Source organism: Rhodococcus sp. 5A-K4 (genome assembly GCF_046097995.1).
Classification (GTDB): domain Bacteria; phylum Actinomycetota; class Actinomycetes; order Mycobacteriales; family Mycobacteriaceae; genus Rhodococcus_F; species Rhodococcus_F erythropolis.
The window spans coordinates 365,912-389,868 of sequence record NZ_JBJURM010000001.1 but is presented as its reverse complement, the minus strand read 5'-3'; the positions used below and the strand labels follow the sequence as shown (position 1 = coordinate 389,868).

General features: G+C 61.4%; 23 protein-coding genes and 4 tRNA genes. 1 reads left to right on the top strand and 26 read right to left on the bottom strand.

Annotated elements, in window-relative coordinates; translation table 11 throughout:
• Positions 1-78 precede the first annotated feature (78 nt).
• The 26 genes from rpoB to ACKAMS_RS01750 all read right to left on the bottom strand — a co-directional run bounded on the left by rpoB (position 79) and on the right by ACKAMS_RS01750 (position 23,233).
• Positions 79-3,585, bottom strand: a complete 3,507-nt coding sequence (gene rpoB / locus ACKAMS_RS01875; RefSeq protein ID WP_019744305.1) for a DNA-directed RNA polymerase subunit beta — start codon at positions 3,583-3,585, stop codon at positions 79-81.
• A 450-nt stretch (positions 3,586-4,035) separates the two neighbouring features.
• On the bottom strand, positions 4,036-4,899 hold the full coding sequence (locus tag ACKAMS_RS01870; RefSeq protein WP_408988526.1) for a hypothetical protein: 864 nt from the start codon (positions 4,897-4,899) through the stop codon (positions 4,036-4,038).
• 45 nt (positions 4,900-4,944) lie between these two features.
• Positions 4,945-5,673, bottom strand: a complete 729-nt coding sequence (locus ACKAMS_RS01865; protein WP_019744307.1) for a hypothetical protein — start codon at positions 5,671-5,673, stop codon at positions 4,945-4,947.
• 99 nt (positions 5,674-5,772) lie between these two features.
• Positions 5,773-7,020, bottom strand: coding sequence for an MCE family protein (locus ACKAMS_RS01860; protein WP_019744308.1), 1,248 nt, complete (start codon positions 7,018-7,020; stop codon positions 5,773-5,775).
• Positions 7,017-8,294: an MCE family protein gene (locus tag ACKAMS_RS01855; protein WP_020906821.1), complete on the bottom strand. Its 1,278-nt coding sequence runs from the start codon at positions 8,292-8,294 to the stop codon at positions 7,017-7,019. The genes ACKAMS_RS01860 and ACKAMS_RS01855 overlap by 4 nt, the downstream gene beginning before the upstream one ends.
• Positions 8,291-9,544, bottom strand: coding sequence for an MCE family protein (locus ACKAMS_RS01850; RefSeq protein ID WP_003941941.1), 1,254 nt, complete (start codon positions 9,542-9,544; stop codon positions 8,291-8,293). Before ACKAMS_RS01850 ends, ACKAMS_RS01855 begins: the two co-directional genes overlap by 4 nt.
• Positions 9,544-10,539 carry an MCE family protein gene (locus ACKAMS_RS01845; protein WP_003942053.1) on the bottom strand — a complete coding sequence of 332 codons (996 nt, stop codon included), beginning with the start codon at positions 10,537-10,539 and terminating at the stop codon, positions 9,544-9,546. The genes ACKAMS_RS01850 and ACKAMS_RS01845 overlap by 1 nt, the downstream gene beginning before the upstream one ends.
• Positions 10,536-11,615: an MCE family protein gene (locus ACKAMS_RS01840; protein WP_019744310.1), complete on the bottom strand. Its 1,080-nt coding sequence runs from the start codon at positions 11,613-11,615 to the stop codon at positions 10,536-10,538. The genes ACKAMS_RS01845 and ACKAMS_RS01840 overlap by 4 nt, the downstream gene beginning before the upstream one ends.
• The gene (locus ACKAMS_RS01835; protein ID WP_019744311.1) at positions 11,612-12,973 is read right to left on the bottom strand and encodes an MCE family protein; all 1,362 of its coding nucleotides are present in this window, start codon (positions 12,971-12,973) and stop codon (positions 11,612-11,614) included. Before ACKAMS_RS01835 ends, ACKAMS_RS01840 begins: the two co-directional genes overlap by 4 nt.
• The gene (locus ACKAMS_RS01830; protein WP_003941894.1) at positions 12,970-13,830 is read right to left on the bottom strand and encodes an ABC transporter permease; all 861 of its coding nucleotides are present in this window, start codon (positions 13,828-13,830) and stop codon (positions 12,970-12,972) included. The genes ACKAMS_RS01835 and ACKAMS_RS01830 overlap by 4 nt, the downstream gene beginning before the upstream one ends.
• A 5-nt stretch (positions 13,831-13,835) precedes the next feature.
• Entirely contained in the window at positions 13,836-14,630 is a 795-nt protein-coding gene (locus ACKAMS_RS01825; RefSeq protein WP_003942038.1) for an ABC transporter permease, read from the bottom strand.
• A 9-nt stretch (positions 14,631-14,639) separates the two neighbouring features.
• Entirely contained in the window at positions 14,640-15,761 is a 1,122-nt protein-coding gene (locus ACKAMS_RS01820; protein WP_024487305.1) for an ABC transporter ATP-binding protein, read from the bottom strand.
• Between the two features lie 259 nt (positions 15,762-16,020).
• Entirely contained in the window at positions 16,021-16,407 is a 387-nt protein-coding gene (gene rplL / locus ACKAMS_RS01815) for a 50S ribosomal protein L7/L12 (RefSeq protein ID WP_003941857.1), read from the bottom strand.
• A 78-nt stretch (positions 16,408-16,485) separates the two neighbouring features.
• The gene (rplJ, locus tag ACKAMS_RS01810; protein ID WP_003942074.1) at positions 16,486-17,070 is read right to left on the bottom strand and encodes a 50S ribosomal protein L10; all 585 of its coding nucleotides are present in this window, start codon (positions 17,068-17,070) and stop codon (positions 16,486-16,488) included.
• Positions 17,071-17,488: 418 nt separating this feature from the next.
• Entirely contained in the window at positions 17,489-18,181 is a 693-nt protein-coding gene (locus ACKAMS_RS01805) for a hypothetical protein (RefSeq protein ID WP_046378226.1), read from the bottom strand.
• A gap of 152 nt (positions 18,182-18,333) precedes the next feature.
• Complete coding sequence (gene rplA, locus ACKAMS_RS01800) at positions 18,334-19,053, bottom strand: 50S ribosomal protein L1 (RefSeq protein ID WP_003941982.1); 720 nt, start codon at positions 19,051-19,053, stop codon at positions 18,334-18,336.
• Between the two features lie 109 nt (positions 19,054-19,162).
• Complete coding sequence (gene rplK, locus ACKAMS_RS01795; protein ID WP_003941896.1) at positions 19,163-19,597, bottom strand: 50S ribosomal protein L11; 435 nt, start codon at positions 19,595-19,597, stop codon at positions 19,163-19,165.
• A gap of 66 nt (positions 19,598-19,663) precedes the next feature.
• Positions 19,664-20,500 (bottom strand): transcription termination/antitermination protein NusG, encoded by an 837-nt coding sequence (nusG, locus tag ACKAMS_RS01790; RefSeq protein ID WP_003942049.1) that lies wholly within the window; start codon positions 20,498-20,500, stop codon positions 19,664-19,666.
• An 84-nt stretch (positions 20,501-20,584) separates the two neighbouring features.
• Positions 20,585-21,088: a preprotein translocase subunit SecE gene (gene secE / locus ACKAMS_RS01785; protein WP_020968963.1), complete on the bottom strand. Its 504-nt coding sequence runs from the start codon at positions 21,086-21,088 to the stop codon at positions 20,585-20,587.
• A gap of 31 nt (positions 21,089-21,119) precedes the next feature.
• A tRNA-Trp gene (locus ACKAMS_RS01780) sits at positions 21,120-21,192 on the bottom strand.
• A gap of 173 nt (positions 21,193-21,365) precedes the next feature.
• Positions 21,366-21,791: a (3R)-hydroxyacyl-ACP dehydratase subunit HadB gene (gene hadB, locus ACKAMS_RS01775; RefSeq protein ID WP_003941909.1), complete on the bottom strand. Its 426-nt coding sequence runs from the start codon at positions 21,789-21,791 to the stop codon at positions 21,366-21,368.
• Positions 21,778-22,332: a (3R)-hydroxyacyl-ACP dehydratase subunit HadA gene (gene hadA, locus ACKAMS_RS01770; RefSeq protein ID WP_019744315.1), complete on the bottom strand. Its 555-nt coding sequence runs from the start codon at positions 22,330-22,332 to the stop codon at positions 21,778-21,780. Before hadA ends, hadB begins: the two co-directional genes overlap by 14 nt.
• An 86-nt stretch (positions 22,333-22,418) precedes the next feature.
• Positions 22,419-22,586: a 50S ribosomal protein L33 gene (gene rpmG, locus ACKAMS_RS01765; protein WP_003941903.1), complete on the bottom strand. Its 168-nt coding sequence runs from the start codon at positions 22,584-22,586 to the stop codon at positions 22,419-22,421.
• Between the two features lie 61 nt (positions 22,587-22,647).
• Positions 22,648-22,720 (bottom strand) — tRNA-Met (locus tag ACKAMS_RS01760).
• 45 nt (positions 22,721-22,765) lie between these two features.
• Positions 22,766-22,838 (bottom strand) — tRNA-Thr (locus tag ACKAMS_RS01755).
• Positions 22,839-23,150: 312 nt separating this feature from the next.
• A tRNA-Tyr gene (locus ACKAMS_RS01750) sits at positions 23,151-23,233 on the bottom strand.
• Between the two features lie 224 nt (positions 23,234-23,457).
• Between ACKAMS_RS01750 and ACKAMS_RS01745 the strand changes: the two genes are divergently transcribed.
• Positions 23,458-23,949, top strand: a complete 492-nt coding sequence (locus ACKAMS_RS01745; RefSeq protein WP_003941854.1) for a YajQ family cyclic di-GMP-binding protein — start codon at positions 23,458-23,460, stop codon at positions 23,947-23,949.
• Positions 23,950-23,957 lie beyond the last annotated feature (8 nt).

Here is a 23,957-nt window from a genome sequence, read left to right as displayed (position 1 = left end):
CCCGGCAACCTGACTGCCAATTCAAATGTGAACTACGCCCCCGGGCCGCTCTTTCAAGAGCAACCCGGGGACCGAAACCTAGTTCGCGAGGTCGTCGACCGTCGCAGCTTCGTTCCTGGACAGGTTGATGCCCAGGTTCGCTGCGGCCCGCTCCAAGTCCTCGTCGTCGCCGTCCGCCATCGTGATGGCCGCGCCGTCCGAGGACAGCACCTCCACGTTGAGGCAGAGCGACTGGAGCTCCTTGAGGAGCACCTTGAACGACTCGGGGATGCCGGGTTCGGGGATGTTCTCGCCCTTGACGATGGCTTCGTACACCTTGACTCGACCGACCACGTCGTCCGACTTGATGGTCAGCAGTTCCTGCAGCGTGTAAGCCGCGCCGTAGGCCTGCATCGCCCAGCACTCCATCTCACCGAAGCGCTGGCCACCGAACTGGGCCTTACCACCGAGAGGCTGCTGCGTGATCATCGAGTACGGACCGGTCGAACGAGCGTGGATCTTGTCGTCGACCAAGTGGTGCAGCTTGATGATGTACATGTAACCGACCGAGACCGGGTACGGGAACGGCTCGCCGGAGCGGCCGTCGAACAAGGTGGCCTTTCCGTCGGGTCCGACCATCTGCTCGCCGTCACGGTTCGGCAGCGTCGCGCCGAGGAGACCGGTGAGCTCGTCTTCCTTCGCACCGTCGAACACCGGGGTGGCGATGTTCGAGTCGGCCGGAGCGGACAGCATCTCTTCCGGCAGGGTCGCAGCCCAGTCGGGACGAGTGCCGTCGGACGCGATCTGAATGTTCCAGCCGGTCTTGCCGATCCACCCGAGGTGGGTCTCCAAGACCTGACCGATGTTCATACGACGCGGGACACCGTGCGTGTTCAAGATGATGTCGACAGGCGTGCCGTCCGAGAGGAACGGCATGTCTTCCTGCGGCAGGATCTTGCCGATGACGCCCTTGTTACCGTGGCGGCCGGCGAGCTTGTCGCCGTCCTGGATCTTGCGCTTCTGTGCCACGTAGACGCGGACCAACTCGTTGACACCAGGAGGCAGATCGTCGTCTTCGTCACGTGAGAACACGCGGATTCCGATGACCTTGCCGGTCTCACCGTGAGGAACCTTGAGGGACGTGTCACGAACCTCGCGAGCCTTCTCACCGAAGATGGCGCGAAGGAGGCGCTCTTCGGGGGTCAGCTCGGTCTCGCCCTTCGGCGTGACCTTTCCGACCAGCACGTCGCCGTCACGAACCTCGGCACCGATACGGATGATGCCGCGCTCGTCGAGGTCGGCGAGGACCTCGTCGGAGACGTTCGGGATGTCGCGAGTGATTTCCTCGGCACCGAGCTTGGTGTCGCGGGCATCGATCTCGTGCTCCTCGATGTGAATCGAGGTCAGGACGTCCTCTTCCACGAGACGCTGCGACAGAATGATCGCGTCCTCGTAGTTGTGGCCTTCCCACGGCATGATCGCGACGAGCAAGTTCTTGCCCAGCGCCATCTCACCGTTCTCGGTGCAAGGGCCGTCGGCCAGAACCTGGCCGGCCTCGACACGCTGTCCCTCGTCCACGATCGGACGCTGGTTGGCGCACGTGCCCTGGTTGGAACGCGCGAACTTGCGCATCCGGTACGTCTTGCGGCTTCCGTCGTCAGCCATCACCGTGACGTAGTCCGCGGAGATCTCCTCCACGACACCGGTCTTCTCGGTGATGATGACGTCGCCGGCATCCACAGCTGCACGCAGCTCCATGCCGGTTCCGACGAGAGGTGCCTCGCTGCGAACCAGCGGGACAGCCTGACGCTGCATGTTCGCGCCCATCAGGGCACGGTTGGCATCGTCGTGCTCGAGGAACGGAATCATCGCGGTTGCGACGGACACCATCTGACGCGGCGAAACGTCCATGTAGTCGATGTCGGAGGACGCGACGAACTCGACCTCTCCACCCTTACGGCGGACGAGAATCTTCGAGTCGGTGAAGCGACCCTCGCGGTCGATGGCCGAGTTGGCCTGCGCGACTACGTGGCGGTCTTCTTCGTCAGCGGTCAGGTAGTCGACCTCGTCGGTCACCTGTCCGTCGACGACGCGACGGTACGGGGTCTCGATGAAACCGAACGGGTTGACGCGGGCGTAGACCGACAGCGAACCGATCAGGCCGATGTTCGGGCCTTCCGGGGTCTCGATCGGGCACATGCGGCCGTAGTGCGACGGGTGAACGTCGCGAACCTCGAGGCCGGCGCGCTCACGGGACAGACCACCCGGGCCGAGGGCGGACAGACGACGCTTGTGCGTCAGCCCCGACAGCGGGTTGTTCTGGTCCATGAACTGCGACAGCTGGGAGGTTCCGAAGAACTCCCTGATCGCAGCGACGACGGGCCGGATGTTGATCAGCGTCTGAGGCGTGATTGCCTCGACGTCCTGTGTGGTCATGCGCTCACGAACCACACGCTCCATGCGGGACAGGCCCACGCGGATCTGGTTCTGGATGAGCTCGCCGACGGTACGCAGACGACGGTTGCCGAAGTGGTCGATGTCGTCGACCTCGACGGGAACCTCGACGCCGCCCGGAGCCGTCATCGAGGTGTCACCTGCGTGCAGACGCACGAGGTACTCGACGGTGGCGACGATGTCTTCTTCGGTGAGCGTGGATGCAACGATCGGCTGACCCGCGTTCAGGCCGAGCTTCTTGTTGATCTTGTAACGACCCACGCGAGCGAGGTCGTAGCGCTTGTCCTTGAAGAACAGGTTCTCCAGCAGGGTCTGCGCGCTCTCCTTGGTGGGGGGCTCGCCCGGACGCAGCTTGCGGTAGATGTCGAGCAACGCCTCATCGGTGCCGGCGGTGTTGTCCTTCTCCAGCGTGGCCATGAGGATCTCGGAGAAGCCGAAGCGCTCCGTGATCTGCTCGGTGGTCCAGCCGAGTGCCTTGAGCAGGACGGTGACAGGCTGACGACGCTTGCGGTCGATACGGACACCAACGGTGTCGCGCTTGTCGACGTCGAACTCGAGCCATGCGCCGCGACCCGGGATCACCTTGACGCTGTGCAGATCCTTCTCGGTGCTCTTGTCGACGCTCATGTCGAAGTACACACCGGGGGAACGCACGAGCTGCGAGACGACCACACGCTCGGTGCCGTTGATGATGAAGGTGCCCTTGTCGGTCATCATCGGGAAATCTCCCATGAAGACCGTCTGGCTCTTGATCTCACCAGTGTTGTTGTTGATGAACTCCGCGGTGACGAACAACGGCGCCGCGTAGGTCATGTCCTTGTCTTTGCACTCGTCCGTCGAGGCTTTGACCTCGTCGAATCGAGGGTCGGAGAAGGACAGCGACATAGTGCCGTTGAAATCCTCGATCGGAGAAAGCTCCGCGAGGATGTCCTCGAGACCACCGGACACTGCATTGTCGCCGAGTGCCGCTGCTCGTTCACGCCAACTCTGCGCGCCGATCAGCCACTCGAAAGAATCTGTCTGTACGTCAAGAAGCCCGGGAACTTCGAGGGGTTCGCGAACTTTCGCGAACGAAACCCTCTTCGGGGCTCCGGGGATTCCGGAAACTGCCTTGGTCTGGCTAGAGACTGCCAAGATGCGTCCTTCCAGCACCTCACGCGGGCCGCTCCGTGCTGTTGCGACCGCCGCTGTATCTGCTTCGAATTTCGCTGGTTACAACCCGAACGAAACCCGTCGCAGAAAGCAAGAAGTACTTGACTTCGCAGCGGTTGAGACGAGGGGTGGACAGGAGGCAGCCAGCGCAACGTCCAAAAGTACACCCTTACTCTGGAAATGTCGAGTCGGGTGTAACTGAGGGTCGAATTCAGATACTGACGTGAGACTGCCGATCACTCGTCCGTGCATGTTCACCGATCAGAGTGGACCTTGCGGACCGCTCCGTCAAGGGCGAGAGCGCGTGTCGCAGCATTCGAACATTCGTGACGCGCATTCGAACACCGCCACCGGAAGTGTAGCCAGCAACGGCGTCACATACGAAAAATCTGGACCGACATCGTGAGTCAGTCCAGATCTTCGCGCTGGTAGTGGTCGCGAATCTCCGAGCTACTGGTCGCGAATCTCCGAGATCAGCCAGTTTCCGTCCTGCTTCTCCAGACTCACGATGACCATTCCGGAGCGAGAGTCTGCCGCCACGCCGTTCTGCGTCGAGCTGACGTTCAGTTGGGCGAGCAACTGCGCCCGGTCCTTCTCGAGTCGTGTGATCCCGATCAGCGGGACATCAGCGGTCGTTGCCGTCTGAGTTTGTTCGACGCCGGCCTTCTGCGTGTCCTTGTACTGCGTCAGCTGATCGCGCATCGACTGGTTCAGGCCCTGTACACCTTTGTCGAAATCGGCGTCGAACGTGTCGGGCGAGAACGTGAAGACTGCAGCCAACGCCGACGGCGTCACACGAAGAACCTCAGCCGTGGCGCCTTCGTCCACCCAGGCGATGTCGTCCGTCTTCGCGCCGACTTTGAAGAAGGCGATGCCGGCGAGGATCGCGACGATGACCGCTGCGGCCCCCAGGATCGCGACCAGGCGCCAACCGGCCTTGGATTGTGTAGGTGTTGTCGCCGACTCCCCCGCGCCCGTCTCCGGGGTAGCAGGGGCCTTGGGCTCGTCTGCGACGGTTTTCGCCGGTTTGGTCAGATCGGGGCCTGGCGTGGATTCCGGAGCGTCGGTTTCCGTCTTCGGCGGCTCGATGTCGCCGGACTCGGCCTTCGTGAGCGTCGGCTTCGCAACCTCCGGCTTCACAGCCTCTGGCTTCACAGCCTCCTGTGTCTCTTCTTCCGGCTGTTCGATCGCGGGCTCGACCGGGTCCGAGTCGGACGTCCCCGCGGGGACGTTGAGCGAACGAGCGCTTCCAGCGATCTTCGGCCGACGGTTCTGAGGGGAGGACGGTCCGCCGGTACGACGTTTGGGTGGCATTACGCGCTTCTCCTTCGAGGGATGTCGGTGTGCAGGTTCGACGAACTACTGGCCACCGGAATCACCACCCTCGGTTGTCGGTGCAGGAGCACCGGATGCAGGTGCTTCGGTCCCCGAACCGGGTGCGGGCGTTGCGTCAGGAGCAGGCGTGGAGCCGTCGGCAGCCGGCAGAGTGCCCGAGCCGAGATCGAGCCGCGATCCGATCGGATCAGCGGACTGCGCCTTCCAGACCCCATCGACCTCGACCATGCCCAGGCGCATGCCGAGCTGATTCTTGACGAACTGGTTGCCCTGGGTCGTGGTGACTCGAACGACGACCAGTGCCGTGGCGGTCCGGTCATCGGTATTGAGCTCGGTCAGCGCGGACTGCACAACTTCGGTGTCAGCCTTCGAACCCGAGTTACGCAACTCGTCGGTGATGGAATCCTGAACGGTCTGCAGATACGTCGTCATCTCGTCACCGGTCACCGAAGAACGCATGTTCTCGATCGACTGGTCGAGATTCGCCGAATCCGCGTTGTTGAGGTTGATCGCGACTTGCTGCGCACCGATCAGCGCGTCGTCACGCATCTCGGCTGTGGTGCGGTCGGTGGTGAGCGCCCGAACGTACGGGACGCCGAACACACCGAGCGCAACCACTGCCGCCAGAAGCAAGACACCGACCGCAATCAGAGACGCTGTCAGCCCCTTCGGTCTACCGGTTGTCGGCGCTCCCGATTCGACTTGCTCGGGCCCGCCGGACTGCGGGGAACTGTTTCTCTGAATCACACTCACTACCCTACTTACCTGTTTTGCCCAGCCTCTGGCCGCGAATCGTCAACTGCCACAACTCAGTAGCCTGAACTGCACAAACTCGACCACATTCGGATCGGTCTACTTCGGTGTCACTCCGAGCAACGGCGCCAACTGCGTCGCGATCGGGTTGAGGTTCAACTTGTCCGGATCGACCTTCGGCTTGAAGTCCCAAGGCTGGATCGTGTCGGGATCGGCGTACACCACGCGGTTGGCACTGCGGACGCCCGTCTCGCTGCCCAGCGGCGTCTCACACGACGCCGCGGTGTTGAGCGGGAAATCCTGCTGGGTGTCGTCGAAGTTGGGATTCTGACGCTTCATCTCGTCCAGGATCGCCATGGTGCCTTCGTAACCCACCGTGCACGAGAGCGGATTGTTGGTCTCGAGCACCAAGCCCTGATGGACCGTTCCGTCGCCGGGAGCAACCGTCGGTGCGGCAGCGGCCAGGCCGGGAAGGAAGATCAGGAACGGCTGCAGCGCGATCGTTCGGGGTGCAAGCGTCTTGGTGGTCGCGGCAAGATTGGTCAGGTCAGTCGTCAGGCTCGGGCCCGCCTCGTTGATGAGGGCACCGATCTGATCGCTGGCCGGGATGCCGTTGTCGATCAAGCGACGGATGTCCGGATCGCTGGTCCTCAACTGCGCCGTGACAGCATCGAGATCGGTACTGAACTGCTTGATCGCGGAGGACTGATCCGACTGCGTCGTCAGTACCGTCTCACTGTTCCGAATCAGCGCGAGCGTCTGAGGCAGAGTGTCGAGCCCGGACTGCGAGAGACCGGACAGCGAATCGGCCAGGACCTGAATGTCCTCGCCCTTGCCGTTGAATGCGGCACCGAGTTCGACGGCGACGGTGTGGAGCGCGTCGACCGGCACGGACTTGACCAAGCCATTGGCGCTGGTCAGCACATCTTCGATCGGGATCGGAGTTGTGGTGTCCCCCACCGCGATCACCGAGCCGTCCGCGAGGAACGGTCCCTGATCGGTATCGGGCTGAAGGTCGACGTACTGCTCACCGATGGCGGAGCGGTTGGCCACGACTGCACGGGCCGACGCGGGAATCTCCGGAGCACTGTTGTCGATCTTCAGGTCGACCTGAATTCCGTCCTCGGTCAACGACATGTCGCCCACTCGACCGACCGGCACACCGCGATACGTCACTTCGGCGTTGGTGAAAATTCCACCGGACGTGGCCAATTCGGTCTTGACCGTGTACTGACCGAACCCCATGAGGTTGTCCAGACGCACGTACTTGGCGCCGACGTAGATGAGACCCAGAAGCGCGACCACCACGAAGCCGACGAGCTGCCATCTGACCAGAGCTGATCTCACTGTCCATCACCACCGATTCCGAACTGTTCCAGCATTCCCTGGATGGGGTTGAGTGGGTCCGCTGCCGGAGCCGGTGTTGCCGGGTCACCGGCCGTGGTGGCGGGTAGACCGGCGACGACGGGGATCTGCGGCAGGATCGGAGCGATCGGCAGCAGCGACACCGTCGGCCAACCCGGCCGCGGTCCGTTTCCGTTGTAGTACGGGTTGGACGGATCTACCACCGGCTTGGGATTGCCGAACTTCGGCTGACGGTATTCCGGTTCACCCTGTCCGACACCGAGACCCGAGAGAGTGTTGCCGATCTGCAAGTCGACGCTCAGGAAGAGGTTCACGGAACCACCCTGCGCAATCTTCTCGACACCGTCCGGGAACGGGAACGTCGGAAGGAAAGGAAGTGCCCCGACGAAGTCGTCACCGGAGTCTGCGAGCGCCTGCAGCGTTGGACGCAGAGCCTGAAGATCAGCGATCAGATCGTCCTTGGACTGCGTGAGGACGTCGGTTCCCACTGTTCCGAGTCGATCCACCTGAGCAAGCATCTGCGTCAGCTGCGGGCGCTGCTCGTTGAGAACCTGTGTCGCAACGGGGAGTTCCTCGAGAATCTTCCCGATCTTCTCGTTCTGATCGTTGACGCGGGTCGAGAGCACATCCAGGCCGTCGAGCGCGCGGGTGATGTCGTCACGCTGTTCGTTGAGTCCACCGATGAGTGTGTTCGCCTGCTCCAGAAGACTTCTCGTCTTGCCCTCGCGACCGTCGAATGCGGCCCCGAGTTCTTCGACGATGGGTTGCAACTGGCCCACACCGCCGCCGTTGAGCAGCAGCGACAATGCGCCGAGAACCTGCTCGATCTCCGTGGCGTGGCGAGTGCGATCGAGCGGAATCAGGTCTCCGTCGGCCAGCTTCGCAGAGTCCGGTCCGGACGGCGGGGCCGACAACTGGATGAACTTCTCGCCGAGCAGGTTGGTCTGCTCGACCGCGGCAATTGCGTTGGCGGGTAGATCAACCGACGAGTCGAGGATGATTCCGACGTCCGCGGTCCATCCGTCCGGTCCGACCGACACGTCGTCGACTCGACCGACCGGAACACCGTCGACCTTCACAGCGGACTGCGGAACAAGGTCCAAGACATCGTCGAACTGAATGGTCAAGTGCATCGGATCGGAACCCACATCGGGACCGCCGGGAAGCGGAACCGCGTAGATTCCCTCGGACGAGCAGGCTGTTGCCGAGATCAGGACGGCGCACAGTCCGGCGCCGACTATCAATGAACGCTTCACTCGCCCTCCCCGTTTCCACTGGTCAGTCGCGGTGACACGACGCCGGGCACAGTGCCCGGAACTACCTGCATCTGTCGTTCGGAACCGGCAAGGATGCCGAAGGGAAGGTTCAGGCCTGCAGCCTGATTGGCTGCGTCGGTCATCGCCGCGACGTTTGCGCACTGGTCGATAGCCGGTTGCATCTGCCTTCCCAATGCCTCGAACCGCGGATCACCGGGCAACAGCTTGCCGAGGTCCATCAACTTGCAGAGCACGCCGGCCGGGTTCTGAAGATCAGGGAACGCCAGACGTGAAGCCAGCACACCTGATTCGGCGTCGTACGAGTTGACCAAGTTGGAGATCGCCAGCGGAAGCATGGTGAGCGTGTTGGCCAGTGCTTCCTTGTTGTTCGCCAATGTCTGTGTCGGTTCGACGAGACCCTCGGTTGTCTGGACCAACTGATCGCGGTTGTCGGCCACGAACTTCGCGACGTCGCCGAGAGCAATCGAGAGCTGGTTCAGAGCGGCACCGAGATCGTCGCGCTCACCTGCCAAGAATCCGGTCAGGTCCGACAGCTGAGTGTTGAACTGGCGCACCTGCTGATCGTTGGCCGCGAGAGCGCCCACGAAAGTATCCAGGTTCTTGATGGTGAGCGAGATGTTGTCACGCGAATCATTGAGCGTCCGTGCGGCATCCGAGAGGTTGGTGATGCTGTCTCCCAACGCTTCACCGTTGCCCTCGAGGTTGGCCGCACCTGTCTCGACGAAATCGGACAGCGCGCCGTTCTTGTTGGCACCTTCGGGACCGAGCGCCGACGCGAGTTCGTCGATGCTGGAGTACAACTGGTCGACCTCGACGGGCGTCGCCGTCTTCTCGATCGGAATGACTGCACCACTGGCCATCTTGTCGCCACCGGTGAAGACCGGTGTCAGCTGGATGTAGCGGTCGGCAACCACCGAAGGCGTGATCTGAGCGGCGCTGGCGCCGGCGGGGATGTCGATCCCACGATCGACGCGCAACTCGACCTTGACCTGATCTCCCTGAGGTTCGACGGATTCGACGGTGCCGACCTTGACACCGAGAACACGAACGTCGGAACCGTCGTAGATACCCACCGACTTGTCGAAGTAGGCGGTGATCTTGGTGGTACCGGCGCGAGTGAACACCCACCACAGCGCGCCACCGATTACGAGTAACCCGATCAGAACAGCGGCGATGATCGCGACCGAGCGCTTCTTGGAGCCGCTTCCGGCTTCGGCAGTATCAGCCATCAGTTGCCTCCCAACGTACGAACGGGGTCACGGTAGCCCGGAATATCCGGCAGACCCGGCGGAAGGAGGTTCACGACGACCTGGTCGAACCAACGGCCGTTGCCGACCACGTTGGCGTACAAGCGAATGAAGGGTTCGTAGAGCTTCAGTGCCTTGTCCAAGTTCTCGTTGTTGGCCTTCAAGATGTCGATGACGCCGTTGAGCTGCGTCAGCGCCGGCCCGATTGCCGCCTCGTTGTCGCGAACGAGACCGGTGAGCTGCTGAGAGACGCGCTGAGTTCCGGTGAGCAGCTGCGAAATCGCTTGCTGGCGATTGTTGAGCTCCTGCACCAGAAGTCCGCCGTCTCGGATCAGCTGGGTGAACTCCTTGTTGCGATCCGCAAGAATCTGCGACGTCTTCCCGGTGGCGGCGAAGAGCTTCTGCAGGTCCTGATCGCGGCTCGCAATCGTCTGCGACAGCCGGCTGACACCGTCGAGCGAAGCGCGGACATCGCCAGGTGTCTCGGAGAATGCCTGGGACAACGTCTCCATGCTCTTCGCCAACTGGTCGGTGTCGATGTCGCCGACGGTGTCCGCCGCTGCCGAGAAGGCCTGAACGACGTCGTACGGAGAGGTGGTGCGCTCGAGCGGAATCCGGTCCTTGGGATCGAGGTTGTCGGTTCCGCGCGGATCGAGTGCGAGGTACTTCTGTCCCAGAATCGTCTTGATCTGAATGGACGCAGAGGTTTGATCTCCCACCCACGCGTCACTGACCTTGAAGTCGACGAGAACACGGTCACCGTCGAGGTCGACGGAAGTGACCTTGCCGACCTTCACGCCGGCGATACGAACCTCGTTGCCAGGCTTGAGACCCGCAGCTTCGGAGAACTCGGCGGAGTAGGACGAGCCTGCTCCCACGAACGGAAGCGAATCGAGGAAGAACGCGGACAAAGTGGCCAACAGCACCACGAAGATACCGATGGCTCCGGCCATTGCCGGACTGCGACGTTTACTCATCGACCTTGCAACTCCCTCATACCGTCTTGAGTGCATCGCGTGGCCGCGTTGGTGTAAATCGGCTGATTGACCGTCGGCAGGCCGGTGGGCAGATTCAGCGAGGCAGACTGTCCTGGACCGGCAACGATGTCGATTCCGCACAGGTAGAACTGGAACCAGGAACCGTAACTCGCTACGCGAGCGAGCTTGTCGAGCTTGACCGGCAAGGTCTCGAGCACCGCGTTCACATCGTCACTACGACGGTTGAGTGTGGTCGCCAGCGTGTTGAGCGCCGTGATCGAGCCCTGAATCGACGGCCGCGTCGGCTCGAGCAGATCTGCCGTGGCATCGGTCAACCCGGCGAGTGAGGTGACGGCCGAACCGACGACACCGCGCTCGTTGGCCAACCCGGTGACGAGTTGCTGGGTATTGACGATCAGCGAATCGAGGTTCTTGTCGTTCGCATTGACGGTGTCGAGAACGTCGTTGAGGTTCTTGATCACCGCCCCGATGACGGCGTCCTTGTCCGCGACGGTGTTGGTCAAACTCGCTGTGTTGCGGACGAGTTCGCTGATGGTGCCGGACTCCCCCTGGAAGACCTGGATGATCTGGTAGGACAGCTTGTTGACGTCGTCAGCGCTCAGGGTGGTGAACAGCGGCTTGAAGCCGTTGAACAGCGTCGTGAGATTTACTGCCGGGCGAGTCTGCGCCAACGGCAGGGTGTCGCCGCCGGTGATCTTCTGCCCCTGGCTGCCTTCACCTTGCGAGAGCGAAATGTATCGCTGCCCGACCAGGTTGCGGAACCGGATCGTGGCGATGGAACTGGCAGGCAACCAATCACGGTCGGACACCGAGAACTGCACCTCGGCCTGGTTGTCGTTGACGATCGCGATCTTCTCGACCTGTCCGACACGAACACCGGCGATGCGCACCTCGTCACCCTCGTTCAGCGAAGTGACGTCGGAGAACACTGCGTTGAACTTGGTGCCTCCGCCGCCGCCGAGGTTGGCGATGCTGGCGGCCAGCAATCCTGTTGCCAGGACGGTGACCACCACGAAGATGATGAGCTTTGTCAGTGGAGCTGCGAGTCCTCTCATTGGACGCTCACCTCCGCACCGGAAAATGCCGGAGCACTGACCATCGTGGTCCACGCCGGAACATCGTCCGGCGCAACACCGTTGGCCTGTCCGTAGATCACCTTCAACGTATCCTCTTCGAGTTTCGAGCCCGCGTAGCCGGCCTGCTGAGCAGGACCGCTGTTGTTGGTCGAGAACAACTGAGGTCCTGAGCCCTCGGGTGCAGGCAGGAATTCCATGGTGGCGGGACCGGGATTGCGGGAAGGAACCTGGTAGGAACCGTCACCGTACGAACCACCGGGGTACTGCGGGAACGGACGACCTGGCTCGGTCACGTTGTCGTAGCAAACCGGGCCGCGGTTGTCGACTAGCCGTGGCTCGTCCTGGTTGGGCAGGTAGCGACCCTTGGGGTTCACGATCTGAATACTCGCACGCACACCAGGATTGGGCGCATCGGTGGACAGGATCTTGGCAGCTTCCGGGGCGGTGTCCGAGAAGCCCTTGAACGTGCACCCGAACGTCGGTGAGTACTGAGCCAGAAGCTGGAGAGCTTCCTTCGAATCCGCAGCGAGCGTGATGATCGAGGACGAGTTCGCTTCGAGGAAGGCTGCGGTGTCCGACGATGTCACGGTGAGCGACGCCAGCAGAGTCCGCAACTGGTCCTGCTTCTGCACCACCGTGTTACCGGTCGTCCGCAGATTGTCGAGAGCGTTGATCAGATCGGGCGCAGCGTCCGAGTATGTCTGGGAGAAGTCCGCGAACTTGCGCAGATCCTCTTGCACCGCGGGCAGCTCGGTGTTGACGCCGCGGAAGATCTCCTCGAGACGATCGACCGTCAGACCGAGCTCAGCGCCGCGTCCCGTCAGACCCTGCGCGAGAGAACCGAGAGTGTTCGCCAGATCCTGCGGCGGAATCGCCTGCAGAAGTGGGAGCAGTCCGTCCAGAACGTCGCCGACCTCGACAGCGTTTCCGCTCTTGTCCTGCTGGATCACCGTTCCCGCGGAAATCGGAGCAGCGGTGGTTCCCTCCGGAATGATCAGGGAGACGTAGCGCTCACCGAAAAGCGTCTTCGGGAGCAGACGTGCCGTCACGTTCGACGGAATCAGATCAGCCTTGTCCGGTTCGATCGCGAGGACCGAGGTGACCTGGCCGTCTTTTGTCGACGCGGATCGCACCTCGCCGACCAGCAGACCACGAACCTTGACGTCCGCGTTGGGTGGCAATGCATTTCCGACGGTGTCGGTGACGAGGTCGATCTTCACGACGTCCTTGAACGTCTTGTTGAAGGTTCCGATGGTGAAGGCCAGGAACAATGCCAACACCACGAAGAACACGAGTCCGAGCACACGGCGGCGCAGGACTGACGGAGCCTCGATCATCCGGCCACCCTCACTGTCGTCGTGGTGCCCCAGATTGCGAGGCTGAGGAAGAAGTCGAGAACGGCGATCGTGACGATTGCGGCACGAACAGCGCGGCCGACGGCCACGCCGACGCCTGCGGGACCACCCGAGGCATGGAACCCGTAATAGCAGTGGATCAGAATCAGCACGAAGGCGAAGACCAGGACTTTCGCAAACGAATACAGCACGTCCTGCGGTGGCAGGAACAGATTGAAGTAGTGGTCGTACGAGCCCGTCGACTGCCCGTTGAACACGGTACTGATCACTCGCGACGCGAGGTACGCCGCAAGCAGACCCACGATGTACAGCGGGATGACGGCGACGAAGCCGGCGATCATGCGGGTCGTGACCAGGAACGGCACTGACGGAACTGCCATGACCTCCAGTGCATCGATCTCTTCGGAGATTCGCATGGCACCGAGTTGAGCGGTGAAACCACAACCCACCGTGGCCGAGAGCGCAAGAGCCGCAACGATCGGAGCGATCTCACGGGTGTTGACGTATGCGGACAGGAAGCCGGTCAGGACCGAGCTACCCAACTGCTCCAGAGCGGCGAAGCCCTGCAGACCGACGACAACACCGGTGAATCCCGACATCATCGCGATGACGCCGATCGTTCCGCCGATGACTGCGAGCGCACCGCTACCGAAGGTCACTTCGGCGAGCAGCCGAAGCGTCTCCTTCCGGTACCGATGCAGGGTGCGCGGGGTCCATGCGATGGCGCGCGCGTAGAACGACATCTGCTCGCCCGCGCGGTCCAACGCGTTCACTGGAATTCTGGCAACTTTGCGGCTCTTCAGCAGGAACTGATCGCCGCGGCCTCGTGCGATGGTCATTTAGGTCAAGATCCCTTCGCCGGCACGATCTGGAGGTACACCATCGTCAGAATCAGATTGGCGAAGAACAACAGCAGGAACGTGATGACGACGGCCTGGTTCACCGCCTCACCGACGCCCTTCGGGCCACCGGATGGGTGGAGTCCCTTGTACGCGGAGATCACACCGGCGATGACACCGAACACCGCGGCTTTGATCTCACCGCTCCAAATGTCCGGTAGCTGCGCAAAAGCTGAGAACGACGAGATGTAGGCACCGGGGTTACCGCCCTGCAGGATCACGTTGAAGAAGTAACCACCCGCGATACCGACTACGGACACCAGTCCGTTGAGCAGCACAGCGATCAGCACCATCGCGAGTACACGCGGAACCACCAGGCGCTGAATCGGATTGATTCCGAGGACTTCCATCGCGTCGATCTCTTCGCGAATGGTTCGAGAACCGAGGTCGGCCGTCACGGCCGATCCGGCCGCACCGGCGACCAACAATGCTGTCACCAGAGGGCTACCCTGCTGGATCACCGCCAGGACGCTGGCAGCGCCGGTGAACGATTCTGCACCCAACTGCTTGATCAGCGAACCGGTCTGCAGTGAGACGACGGCGCCGAAAGGAATGGCTACCAATGCCGTCGGCAAAATTGTCACGCTGGCGATGAACCAGGCCTGCTCGATGAACTCACGGAACTGAAATGGACGCCGGAACGTATTCCTGACGACGTCGACAAACAGTTCGACGATGTTTCCGGCCTGAGTTAATGCTCCGTTGACCGGACTCAGAACCGAGTTGCGGGTAACCCCCATCCGATATGCCTACCCTTGCCCGTGTGTCGTGTTTCCGTAGGGATCGCCCTCGTATGCAGGAATGACCTGCGTGTCTTGCGAGTTGTCGTTCCACTCCCCCTGATAGCCGCTCGCGTCGGCGTACTGGGGAGCGTACTGCCCAGTTCCGTCAACCTCGTCGAGGCTGTCCTGAATTGCCGCCTGAGCGTTAGCTGGGAGGGTGTGCATGATCTGGCGGACGCGCTCCTGGCGACGACGAACAGCCTGACGCTCCGGGTTTCCGGGGGTGGCCTTCATCTGCGGCACGATGCCCTCGACGTCGTCGACACCACCGGCGTGGTGACCGGCGTCGACGAGCGCCTGCTCGTGCGCCATCTGAGCCTCGTCCTTTTCCTCCGACATACCGATCGGACCGATCATCGTTCCGTTGAGGAACTGCTTGACGACGGGCTCGTCAGAGGTGAGCAGCACCTCACGAGGACCGAACATCACCAACTGACGACGGAAGAGCATGCCGATGTTGTCCGGCACCGTGCGTGCGAGGTTGATGTTGTGCGAGACGATCAGAATCGTCGCGTCCGACTGGGCGTTGATGTCGATCAGCGTCTGGCTGATGTACGTCGTACGCACCGGATCCAGACCGGAGTCAGGCTCGTCGACGAGGATGATCTCGGGATCGAGAACGAGTGCACGCGCAAGACCGGCACGCTTGCGCATACCGCCGGAGATCTCACCGGGAAGCTTGTCCTCGGCGCCGACCAGACCCGTGAGATCGAGCTTCTCCATCACGATCTTGCGGATATCGGATTCCGACTTCTTGGTGTGCTCACGAAGCGGGAATGCGATGTTGTCGTACAAGTTCATCGAGCCGAACAGTGCGCCGTCCTGGAACAGAACGCCGAACAGCTTGCGGATCTCGTAGAGCTCCTTGGAGGAGCACTGCAGGATGTCCGTGCCGTCGATGACAATGGAGCCTTGTTCAGGGCGGAGCAGTCCGATCAGGGACTTCAGGAACACCGACTTACCGGTACCCGAAGGCCCGAGCAGTGCGCTGACCTCACCCGCGGGAAGTGTCAACGACACGTCCTGCCAAATCCTCTGCGACCCGAAAGACTTTGTCAGTCCTTGTACCGCTACCTCGACTCCCACCATTACCTCCGCGACGTCCGTTGCATGCATGCACCCGTGTGGGTTGGGTCACTCTATCGCATGGGAGTGGTACCCGTGACTGCGAATACTACTAACGAGTAGGGAAGAAGCATAATTCAGGTCACAGCCTAGTTCGGGCACCCCTCCCACCTGCATGGATTCCGACATATCACCCGCGAAAAAAGTTCAAAAAAAGAGGGCCACTCCCCGTGGGGAGTGGCCCTCTTCGTTACTACTCGCGAAGAGCAGCGGGAAAACCGTCTTACTTGATGACGATCTTTGCGCCGGCAGCTTCGAGCTTTTCCTTGGCAGCCTCTGCGGCGTCCTTGGCAACCTTCTCGAGGATGGCCTTCGGAGCGCTCTCGACGAGGTCCTTGGCTTCCTTCAGGCCGAGGCCGGAAACGACCTCACGGACGACCTTGATGACCTGGATCTTCTTGTCGCCAGCCGACTCGAGGACGACGTCGAACTCGTCCTGCTCTTCAGCAGCTTCTGCGCCGGCAGCCGGTGCGCCTGCAGCGGCGACGGCGACGGGAGCAGCAGCGGTGACCTCGAAGGTCTCCTCGAATGCCTTAACGAACTCCGAGAGCTCGAGGAGGGTGAGCTCCTTGAACTGGTCCAACAACTCTTCGGTGCTGAGCTTCGCCATTGTGGCGGTCCTTCCTGTAAGTCCCATGTCGCTGATCCGCGACCGGGCGGGGTTATAGCAGTGATGCGCGGGTGCGGATCAGCTTTCGGCTTCGGCCTCGGCCGGAGCCTCGGTGGCAGCCTCTGCGGGGGCCTCTGCGGCTCCGCCTTCTGCGGCCTTCTTCTCCTGCAGGGCAGCGGCCAAACGGGCCATCTGCGAAGCGGGAGCATTGAACAGGCCTGCGGCCTTTGCCAAGTTGCCCTTCATCGCGCCGGCAAGCTTTGCCAACAGGATTTCGCGGGATTCGAGATCCGCGATCTTGTTGACCTCTTCCACGGACAGCGCAGCGCCGTCCATGTAGCCGCCCTTGATGATGAGCGCCTTGTTGTCCTTAGCGAAGTTCTTCAGAGCCTTCGCAGCGTCGACCGGTTCGCCCTTGATGAATGCAATGGCGGTCGGACCAACGAACAGGTCATCAAGGCCCTCGATGCCAGCCTCTGCGGCGGCACGCTTGACCAGGGTGTTCTTGGCGACGGAGTAGGTGGCACCTTCTCCGAGAGCGCGTCGCAGTGTCGTGATGTTGCCAACCGAAAGGCCACGGTATTCCGTGACCACAGCGGCGGTCGAACCCTTGAACTGCTCGGTGATTTCCGCAACTGCGGAAACCTTCTCAGGCTTTGCCATACTTCGCCTCCTCTCGTGACAGTCGTTGTCCCACTCAGGAACCGCTGCACCTCATCGGGTGAACCCGAGAAGACACAGTCCGCGACATGCAAAACGCCCCGGCGCAAGCGCACGGGGCGTACAGAGGAAACATGAAGAAGAGGCTTACGAATCAGCGTAACGATGCAACGCAAAGCAGTGCATAACCAGGCAAACTGTAGAACCACTACATCAAGCTATCCCCCTACCTCGTTCACCTACGTGGGCCGCCGGGCACTCCCGGACTTTCAACCACACTCATTACTGAGTGCAATCACCAACGGTCTTGGGTAGAACATGATTTTGGGGTGAAGTTCATATCCAGCACTGAACTCCGCGTCGAAGACTACCTGACTACTCGCTGCATAACCAAATCGGCCTCGTCACGCAGCTGGTTTCTTCACGCACCGATGGCCCTGGCGATCTTGTGTTCGATCTCTGCCCGAGCTCGGTCCGGCAGCACCAGCAGCCCGTCGAGTTCCTTGTGAGCCTTCCGATACGCACTCTGACGTTCCTGTGGCGTCGCGCCATCGTCCATGGCCAGGCGCAGCAGACGTTGCGCCCTTACCAGGCGCTCTTGTTCGTCGAGGGTGAATCCGCTCCGTCGGCGACGCTTCGCCTCCGCTTCCGCGATCTCGAAGGCGATCGAGTAAGTGTGCACCGCCTCGCGGTACTCGGTTTGCGCCTGCTGGTTGCCGATCATCGTCTCCGGATTGCCTGGACGGAGCAGATCGGCACGATATTTGGCTCGATGAAAATCGGCCGTCAAAGGCTCACGCATGTCCGTCATCATCGGAGTGTCGAGCAGTGTGACCGGATCGAGCTCGTACGAGAACCATCGGGCGTCGACCGCATCGTGCTGCTCGATGGCCTTGGCCAGCTCTCGGCGCTGCGTTTCTTCGTCGGCGTGATGTTGTGCGTTGGCCTGCGCGACGGCGACCTTGGTCTGCTGTTTGAGCCGGAAGCGCTCTTGCCGGCGCTCGATCCGCCTTTCGTTGGCAACCGCGACACCTTTCAGCGCCCCACCGATGGTGCCGCCGAAAACGAAGATCAGCCACCAAAAGTTTCCGAGGAACTGGAACGCTTCGTGCATACCCCGATGATGCCACCGTTAGATCGATACCACCGTTGGATCGATACCCCCGTTGGACCGATACCACCGGCAGGGATCACCCTCTCCCGAAACAGACAAGAAGGCCGGCAGGGAGTGATCCCTGCCGGCCTTCTTGTTCGTATGCGGACTGCTTACGCGTCTGCAGCATCCTCGAGGAGGTTTCGAGTACGGTTCGGATCCACCGGGATGCCCGGACCGGTGGTGGTCGAGACCGTGATCTTCTTCACGTAGCGACCCTTGGCCGACGAGGGCTTCGCACGCAGGATCTCGTCCAGGGCTGCGCCGTAGTTCTCCACCAGCTTCTCATCGTCGAACGATGCCTTGCCGATGACGAAGTGCAGGTTGGCCTGCTTGTCGACGCGGAAGTTGATCTTTCCGCCCTTGATGTCGTTGACAGCCTTGGTGACATCCGCCGTGACGGTGCCCGTCTTCGGGTTCGGCATCAGGCCACGCGGTCCGAGGACACGGGCGATGCGGCCGACCTTGGCCATCTGATCAGGAGTCGCGATTGCGGCGTCGAAATCGACCCATCCACCCTGGATGCGCTCGATCAGGTCTTCTGCACCGACTACGTCAGCGCCTGCAGCCTCGGCTTCTGCTGCCTTCTCGCCAACAGCGAACACGATGACGCGAGCGGTCTTACCGGTGCCGTGGGGCAGGTTGACCGTTCCGCGGACCATCTGGTCAGCCTTACGGGGGTCGACGCCCAGACGAACTGCAACCTCAACGGTTGCATCCATCTTGGTGGACGACGTCTCCTTGGCGAGCTTTGCAGCCTGAAGCGGGCTGTAGAGCTTGTCTGCGTCGATCTTCTCAGCGGCGGCGAGGTACGCCTTGCTGCGCTTTGCCATTTGTTCTGTCCTTACTTATCACTGCAGCGAATTACCTGTGCAGTGGTGAATGGTTCAGTTGTGGTCGGGGCCTGGCCGGCCCTCCCACGTAGTGCTGTGGAGCGGACTATTAGCCCTGGACCGTGATGCCCATGGAACGAGCGGTGCCGGCGATGATCTTCGCGGCCTGCTCGATGTCATTGGCATTGAGGTCTTCAGCCTTGGTCTTCGCGATTTCGCGCACCTGATCCATGGTCACCGAGGCAACCTTGGTCTTGTGCGGTTCGCCGGAGCCCTTGGCGACGCCGGCTGCCTTGAGGAGCAGCTTGGCGGCGGGAGGGGTCTTCAGCTTGAAATCGAAGGTCCGGTCTTCGTAGACCGAGATCTCGACCGGCACAACGTTGCCGCGCTGGGACTCAGTCGCCGCGTTGTAGGCCTTGCAGAACTCCATGATGTTCACGCCGTGCTGACCGAGCGCGGGACCCACGGGAGGTGCAGGGTTAGCCTGACCTGCCTGGATCTGCAGCTTGATGAGCCCGGCGAGCTTCTTCTTCTTTGGGGGCATCTCTAGTTCCTAGTTTCTAGCTTGGGTGTGTGTCTTGCGTCGAACAAATTGCAAGTTTTGGGGTGGTCAGATCTTCGCGACCTGGTTGAAGTTGAGCTCAACCGGGGTTTCACGACCGAAGATCGACACGAGAACCTTGAGCTTCTGCTGCTCGCCGTTGACCTCGCTGATGCTGGCCGGAAGGGTTGCGAACGGGCCGTCCATGACGGTGACCGACTCGCCGACCTCGAAGTCGACCTCGATGAGGGGCTTGCCGAAGGACTCGGACGGTGCCTCGCCTGCTGCGACGGCGGCCGCTGCAGCCTGCTGCTTCTTCTGCTCCTGCTGCGGGAGCAGGAACTTGACGACCTCGTTGAGGGTCAGCGGCGAGGGACGCGACGTGGCACCGACAAAACCGGTGACGCCAGGCGTGTTGCGCACTGCGCCCCACGACTCGTCGTTGAGCTCCATGCGAACGAGGATGTATCCGGGCAGAACCTTGCGATTGACCTGCTTGCGCTGGCCGTTCTTGATCTCGGTGACCTCTTCGGTGGGAACTTCCACCTGGAAGATGTAGTCACCGACGTCGAGGTTCTGAACGCGAGTCTCGAGGTTGGTCTTGACCTTGTTCTCGTAACCGGCGTACGAGTGGATGACGTACCAGTCACCCGGGGCGCGACGCAGCGCAGCCTTGAGTTCGGCAACGGGATCCTCGACCTCGAGCTCGGCGGCGGGAGCGGCCTCGTCGGAGTTCTCGGCATCGTCGGAGATGACGTCCTCGGTCGCTGCAGCGTCTGCATCAGTGCCTTCGGCAACGTCTGCATCGGTGCCTTCGGCAACCACGACGTCTACTTCGGCTGCCGCCTCGGCAGAAACACGCTCTTCGGCCAAAGCCTCATTCGTGTCGTTCTCGGGGGTGCTCACTGGGGCACTCGCTTCCTCTCGTTACTCGGACCCGGGTCGGGTCTTGTCGCGCTCGCAGGCAAAGACGCCCGACTGCTACGGCGATCAGCCGAACAGCCAGGTGACACCCTTGATCACAGCGATATCGACGCCGCTGATGAAAGCGACCATGAAGACCACGAACGTCAGCACGACGCTGGTGTAGGTGATCATCTGCTTGCGGTTCGGCCAGATGACCTTACGGAGTTCTGCGATGACCTCGCGGAAGAATTTGCGCAGGCGCTTGAAGATGTTGTCCTTCTTCGCCTTGGGCTTCTTGCCGGGGTTCGTTGCAGTCGGCTTGGCCGAAGATGTCCGGGATGCCGTCCGGGCCGGAGTCTTCACGGTGGACGCGCTGACCGAGGCGCCGCGTGCAGCGCGCTTGCCGGTCGGCTTGTTGGAAACCCCACTGGATGCGGAGGGAGCCTTCTCGGCACCGTCCTTGTCCAACGACAGATCGGAACGCGTAGTCGCGTCAGCTGCAGTGTCGTCGACACCGGTCGAATCGGCAGACGTTGAAGTCTCCGCATCCGAAGTGTCGGCGTCGCGCTTGGCGCGCTCCTCGCTCACGTCGTTCCTCTCAGTCGCTGGCATCCGGGGGCAGGGGCGACAGGACTTGAACCTGCAACCTGCGGTTTTGGAGACCGCTGCTCTGCCAGTTGAGCTACGCCCCTTTGGTTGACATCGACAGGTGGACCCTGCCTGAATCAACCGTTCTGCGATCACACAACATACGCGCTACCCGAGGTGAATGTCTTGCAACATTCAGGGCAGCGCGCAGCGCTGAGGAATCCCAGAAATCTCAGTGTACTTCAAAGCCCCGGAACAAACACAATCCGCCCTGCGATCAGGCTAGACGGACCGTGGCGGTGGCACGACCGAAGATCTTCTTACCTTCGGACTTGGCCACGATTGCCAGTACTGCGGTCTTGCTTTCTTCGTCGATCGACTTCACCTTGGCGGTGAACTCGATCTCGGCAGCCTTGTCGGCTGCCACGATCACCGGGCTCGTGAACCGTACGTTGTACTCGGTCACTGCGCCCGGATCCCCCAGCCATTCGGTGACGTAGCCGGCACCGATGCCCATGGAGAGCATGCCGTGCGCGACGACGTCCGGCAAGCCGGCAAGTCGTGCGACCTCGTCACTGAAGTGAATCGGATTGGGATCTCCCGAAACACCCGCGTAGTTGGCGAGGTTTCCACGCGTCAGGGTGACGGACTTCTCGGGGAGAAGTTCGCCGACACTCACGTCGGAAAATTTACGAAGCGACATGCATCATCACGTCCTTGACTGCGTGGGCGATGTTCTCGTCCACTTCCCCACCCGTTCGAGCAACAAGCGTTGTCCACGTGGTGACAACTGCTTCGTCGTTCTGATCGGTGATGATGTTCTTGGTCACGATGATGTCGCTACCTGCGGCCTGCCTGAACGAATCCAGGAAAACATCGCAGAAGAGTCGGTCACCGACCTGCATGGGCTTGTGCAGCACCAGTCGCTGATCGGTCTGAAGAATCTGACTCAAGTCGTAGCCTGTGACGATCTCTTCGAACAGACGTCGCTGAGCAATGGCACCCACGATGGCGACGAACGTAATGGGAGCAATCAGGCCGTCGTATCCGAGGCCTTTGGCTGCCGATTCGTCGTAGTGCGCAGGATGCGCGTCCTGGACGGCGCGAGCGAACTCGCGCACCTTCTCGCGTCCGACCTCGTAGAAGTCTTCGACACGATAGTGGTGACCGACCATCTGGACGGCATGAGCGGCCGGGTCCGTAGGGACCTCGGCCGCTGCCTGGTTCTCTTGCAAATCTGTCACGCGGTGAGACTCTCTTCTAGCTAGGACCCGAAGACGCAGGCCCCGAGAGGGTCTTCCGCGAAAATCGTCGTCCTGTTAAGGACTTACTACTTCGACTCGCGATGCGACTGGTGGGTTCCGCAGTTGGGGCAGAACTTCTTGAGCTCCAGGCGATCGGGGTCGTTGCGCCGATTCTTCTTGGTGATGTAGTTGCGGTGCTTGCATACCTCGCAGGCCAAGGTGATCTTGGGCCGAACGTCGGTCGAGGAGGCCACGGGATGCCTTCTTTCGGGTGTATCTGATTACGAGCAATCAGGGTGGATCATGCATATTGTGTAGCGGTGACCGGACTTGAACCGGCGACGCAACGATTATGAGTCGTTTGCTCTACCAACTGAGCTACACCGCCTCGGTGTCGAGTGTCGCGCGGAAAGCACGGCACCACAATCCAGCGAGCCCCCTAACGGAATCGAACCGTTGACCTTTTCCTTACCATGGAAACGCTCTACCGACTGAGCTAAGGGGGCGTGGCTCAGGAGTGCGTTGCCGCTCTCTTGAAGCCTCCGAAAGATTACACACGAACGAGCGCCAGCACCAAATCCGCTGGTCATCGGGGCAAAAATGGTGCCGGAGCCCATTGTTGCACCGATCGGGGCCGCTGGCGAGGGCTTTGCGGGAACCAACTTGACCCCGCACTCCCCCGAAGCCATCCCAAGAAGCACTCCCGAGACCCCTGAGCCGCAGCCGACGAGGGCGTCACCAACGCGCACCCGACCTCGGAACAAGCACAAAAAAAGTCAGCCCCGACTCTCGTAAAGAGAATCGGGGCTGACTTGGTGTGGCAGATGTAGGATTCGAACCTACGTAGGCATAAGCCGACGGATTTACAGTCCGCTCCCATTGGCCGCTCGGGCAATCTGCCGTGCTTGCACCAGGCTTCGATCCGGCGCATTCGCAAGTATATCGCGACGTGCGGCGGCCGAAAACGGCTTCCTCGGTGCGGTGAGAAGAATACAACGAACACACCCCCATTTTGCAAACCGGGTGGTAACGGGCGGTGCCGACCCGATAACGTCGAGGTGTCCACCGGTATGGAAGGTGGGCAGAACTCGATGTTCGTGAACTACCGGAAAGCGGGAGTGTGAAGTGGCTGATTCGTCCTTCGACGTGGTGAGCAAGGTTGACCGTCAAGAGGTGGACAACGCCCTGCATCAGGCTGCCAAGGAGTTGACCACGCGTTTCGACTTCCGAAACACGGGAGCGTCGATCGAGTGGTCTGGTGAAGAGACGATCACGTTGAACGCCGACACCGAGGAGCGACTGCTGGCCGCCCTCGACGTGTTCAAGGAGAAGTTGATCCGTCGTGACATCTCGCTGAAGGCATTCGATGCCGGCGAGCCGGCGCAGTCCGGAAAGATCTACAAGCTGTCCGGAACCTTGGTCCAGGGCATCAGCAGCGAGAACGCGAAGAAGATCACCAAGAAGATTCGCGACGAGGGCCCCAAGGGCGTCAAGGCGCAGATCCAGGGTGAGGAACTTCGTGTGAGCAGCAAGAAGCGCGACGACCTCCAGGGCGTCATCTCCCTGCTCAAGGGTGAGGACTTCGGGATCGCCCTGCAGTTCGTGAACTACCGGTAGTAGGGGCT

Coding starts and splice junctions, on each gene's coding strand:
- ACKAMS_RS01850 (WP_003941941.1), bottom strand. CDS start 9,544: ATGGCTGATACTGCCGAAGCCGGAAGCGGCTCCAAGAAGCGCTCGGTC.
- rplJ (WP_003942074.1), bottom strand. CDS start 17,070: ATGGCAAAGCCTGAGAAGGTTTCCGCAGTTGCGGAAATCACCGAGCAG.
- ACKAMS_RS01845 (WP_003942053.1), bottom strand. CDS start 10,539: ATGAGTAAACGTCGCAGTCCGGCAATGGCCGGAGCCATCGGTATCTTC.
- ACKAMS_RS01835 (WP_019744311.1), bottom strand. CDS start 12,973: ATGATCGAGGCTCCGTCAGTCCTGCGCCGCCGTGTGCTCGGACTCGTG.
- ACKAMS_RS01820 (WP_024487305.1), bottom strand. CDS start 15,761: ATGGTGGGAGTCGAGGTAGCGGTACAAGGACTGACAAAGTCTTTCGGG.
- rplA (WP_003941982.1), bottom strand. CDS start 19,053: ATGGCAAAGCGCAGCAAGGCGTACCTCGCCGCCGCTGAGAAGATCGAC.
- rplK (WP_003941896.1), bottom strand. CDS start 19,597: ATGCCCCCAAAGAAGAAGAAGCTCGCCGGGCTCATCAAGCTGCAGATC.
- hadB (WP_003941909.1), bottom strand. CDS start 21,791: ATGTCGCTTCGTAAATTTTCCGACGTGAGTGTCGGCGAACTTCTCCCC.
- ACKAMS_RS01825 (WP_003942038.1), bottom strand. CDS start 14,630: ATGGGGGTTACCCGCAACTCGGTTCTGAGTCCGGTCAACGGAGCATTA.
- rplL (WP_003941857.1), bottom strand. CDS start 16,407: ATGGCGAAGCTCAGCACCGAAGAGTTGTTGGACCAGTTCAAGGAGCTC.
- ACKAMS_RS01830 (WP_003941894.1), bottom strand. CDS start 13,830: ATGACCATCGCACGAGGCCGCGGCGATCAGTTCCTGCTGAAGAGCCGC.
- ACKAMS_RS01870 (WP_408988526.1), bottom strand. CDS start 4,899: ATGCCACCCAAACGTCGTACCGGCGGACCGTCCTCCCCTCAGAACCGT.
- ACKAMS_RS01805 (WP_046378226.1), bottom strand. CDS start 18,181: ATGCACGAAGCGTTCCAGTTCCTCGGAAACTTTTGGTGGCTGATCTTC.
- ACKAMS_RS01840 (WP_019744310.1), bottom strand. CDS start 11,615: ATGAGAGGACTCGCAGCTCCACTGACAAAGCTCATCATCTTCGTGGTG.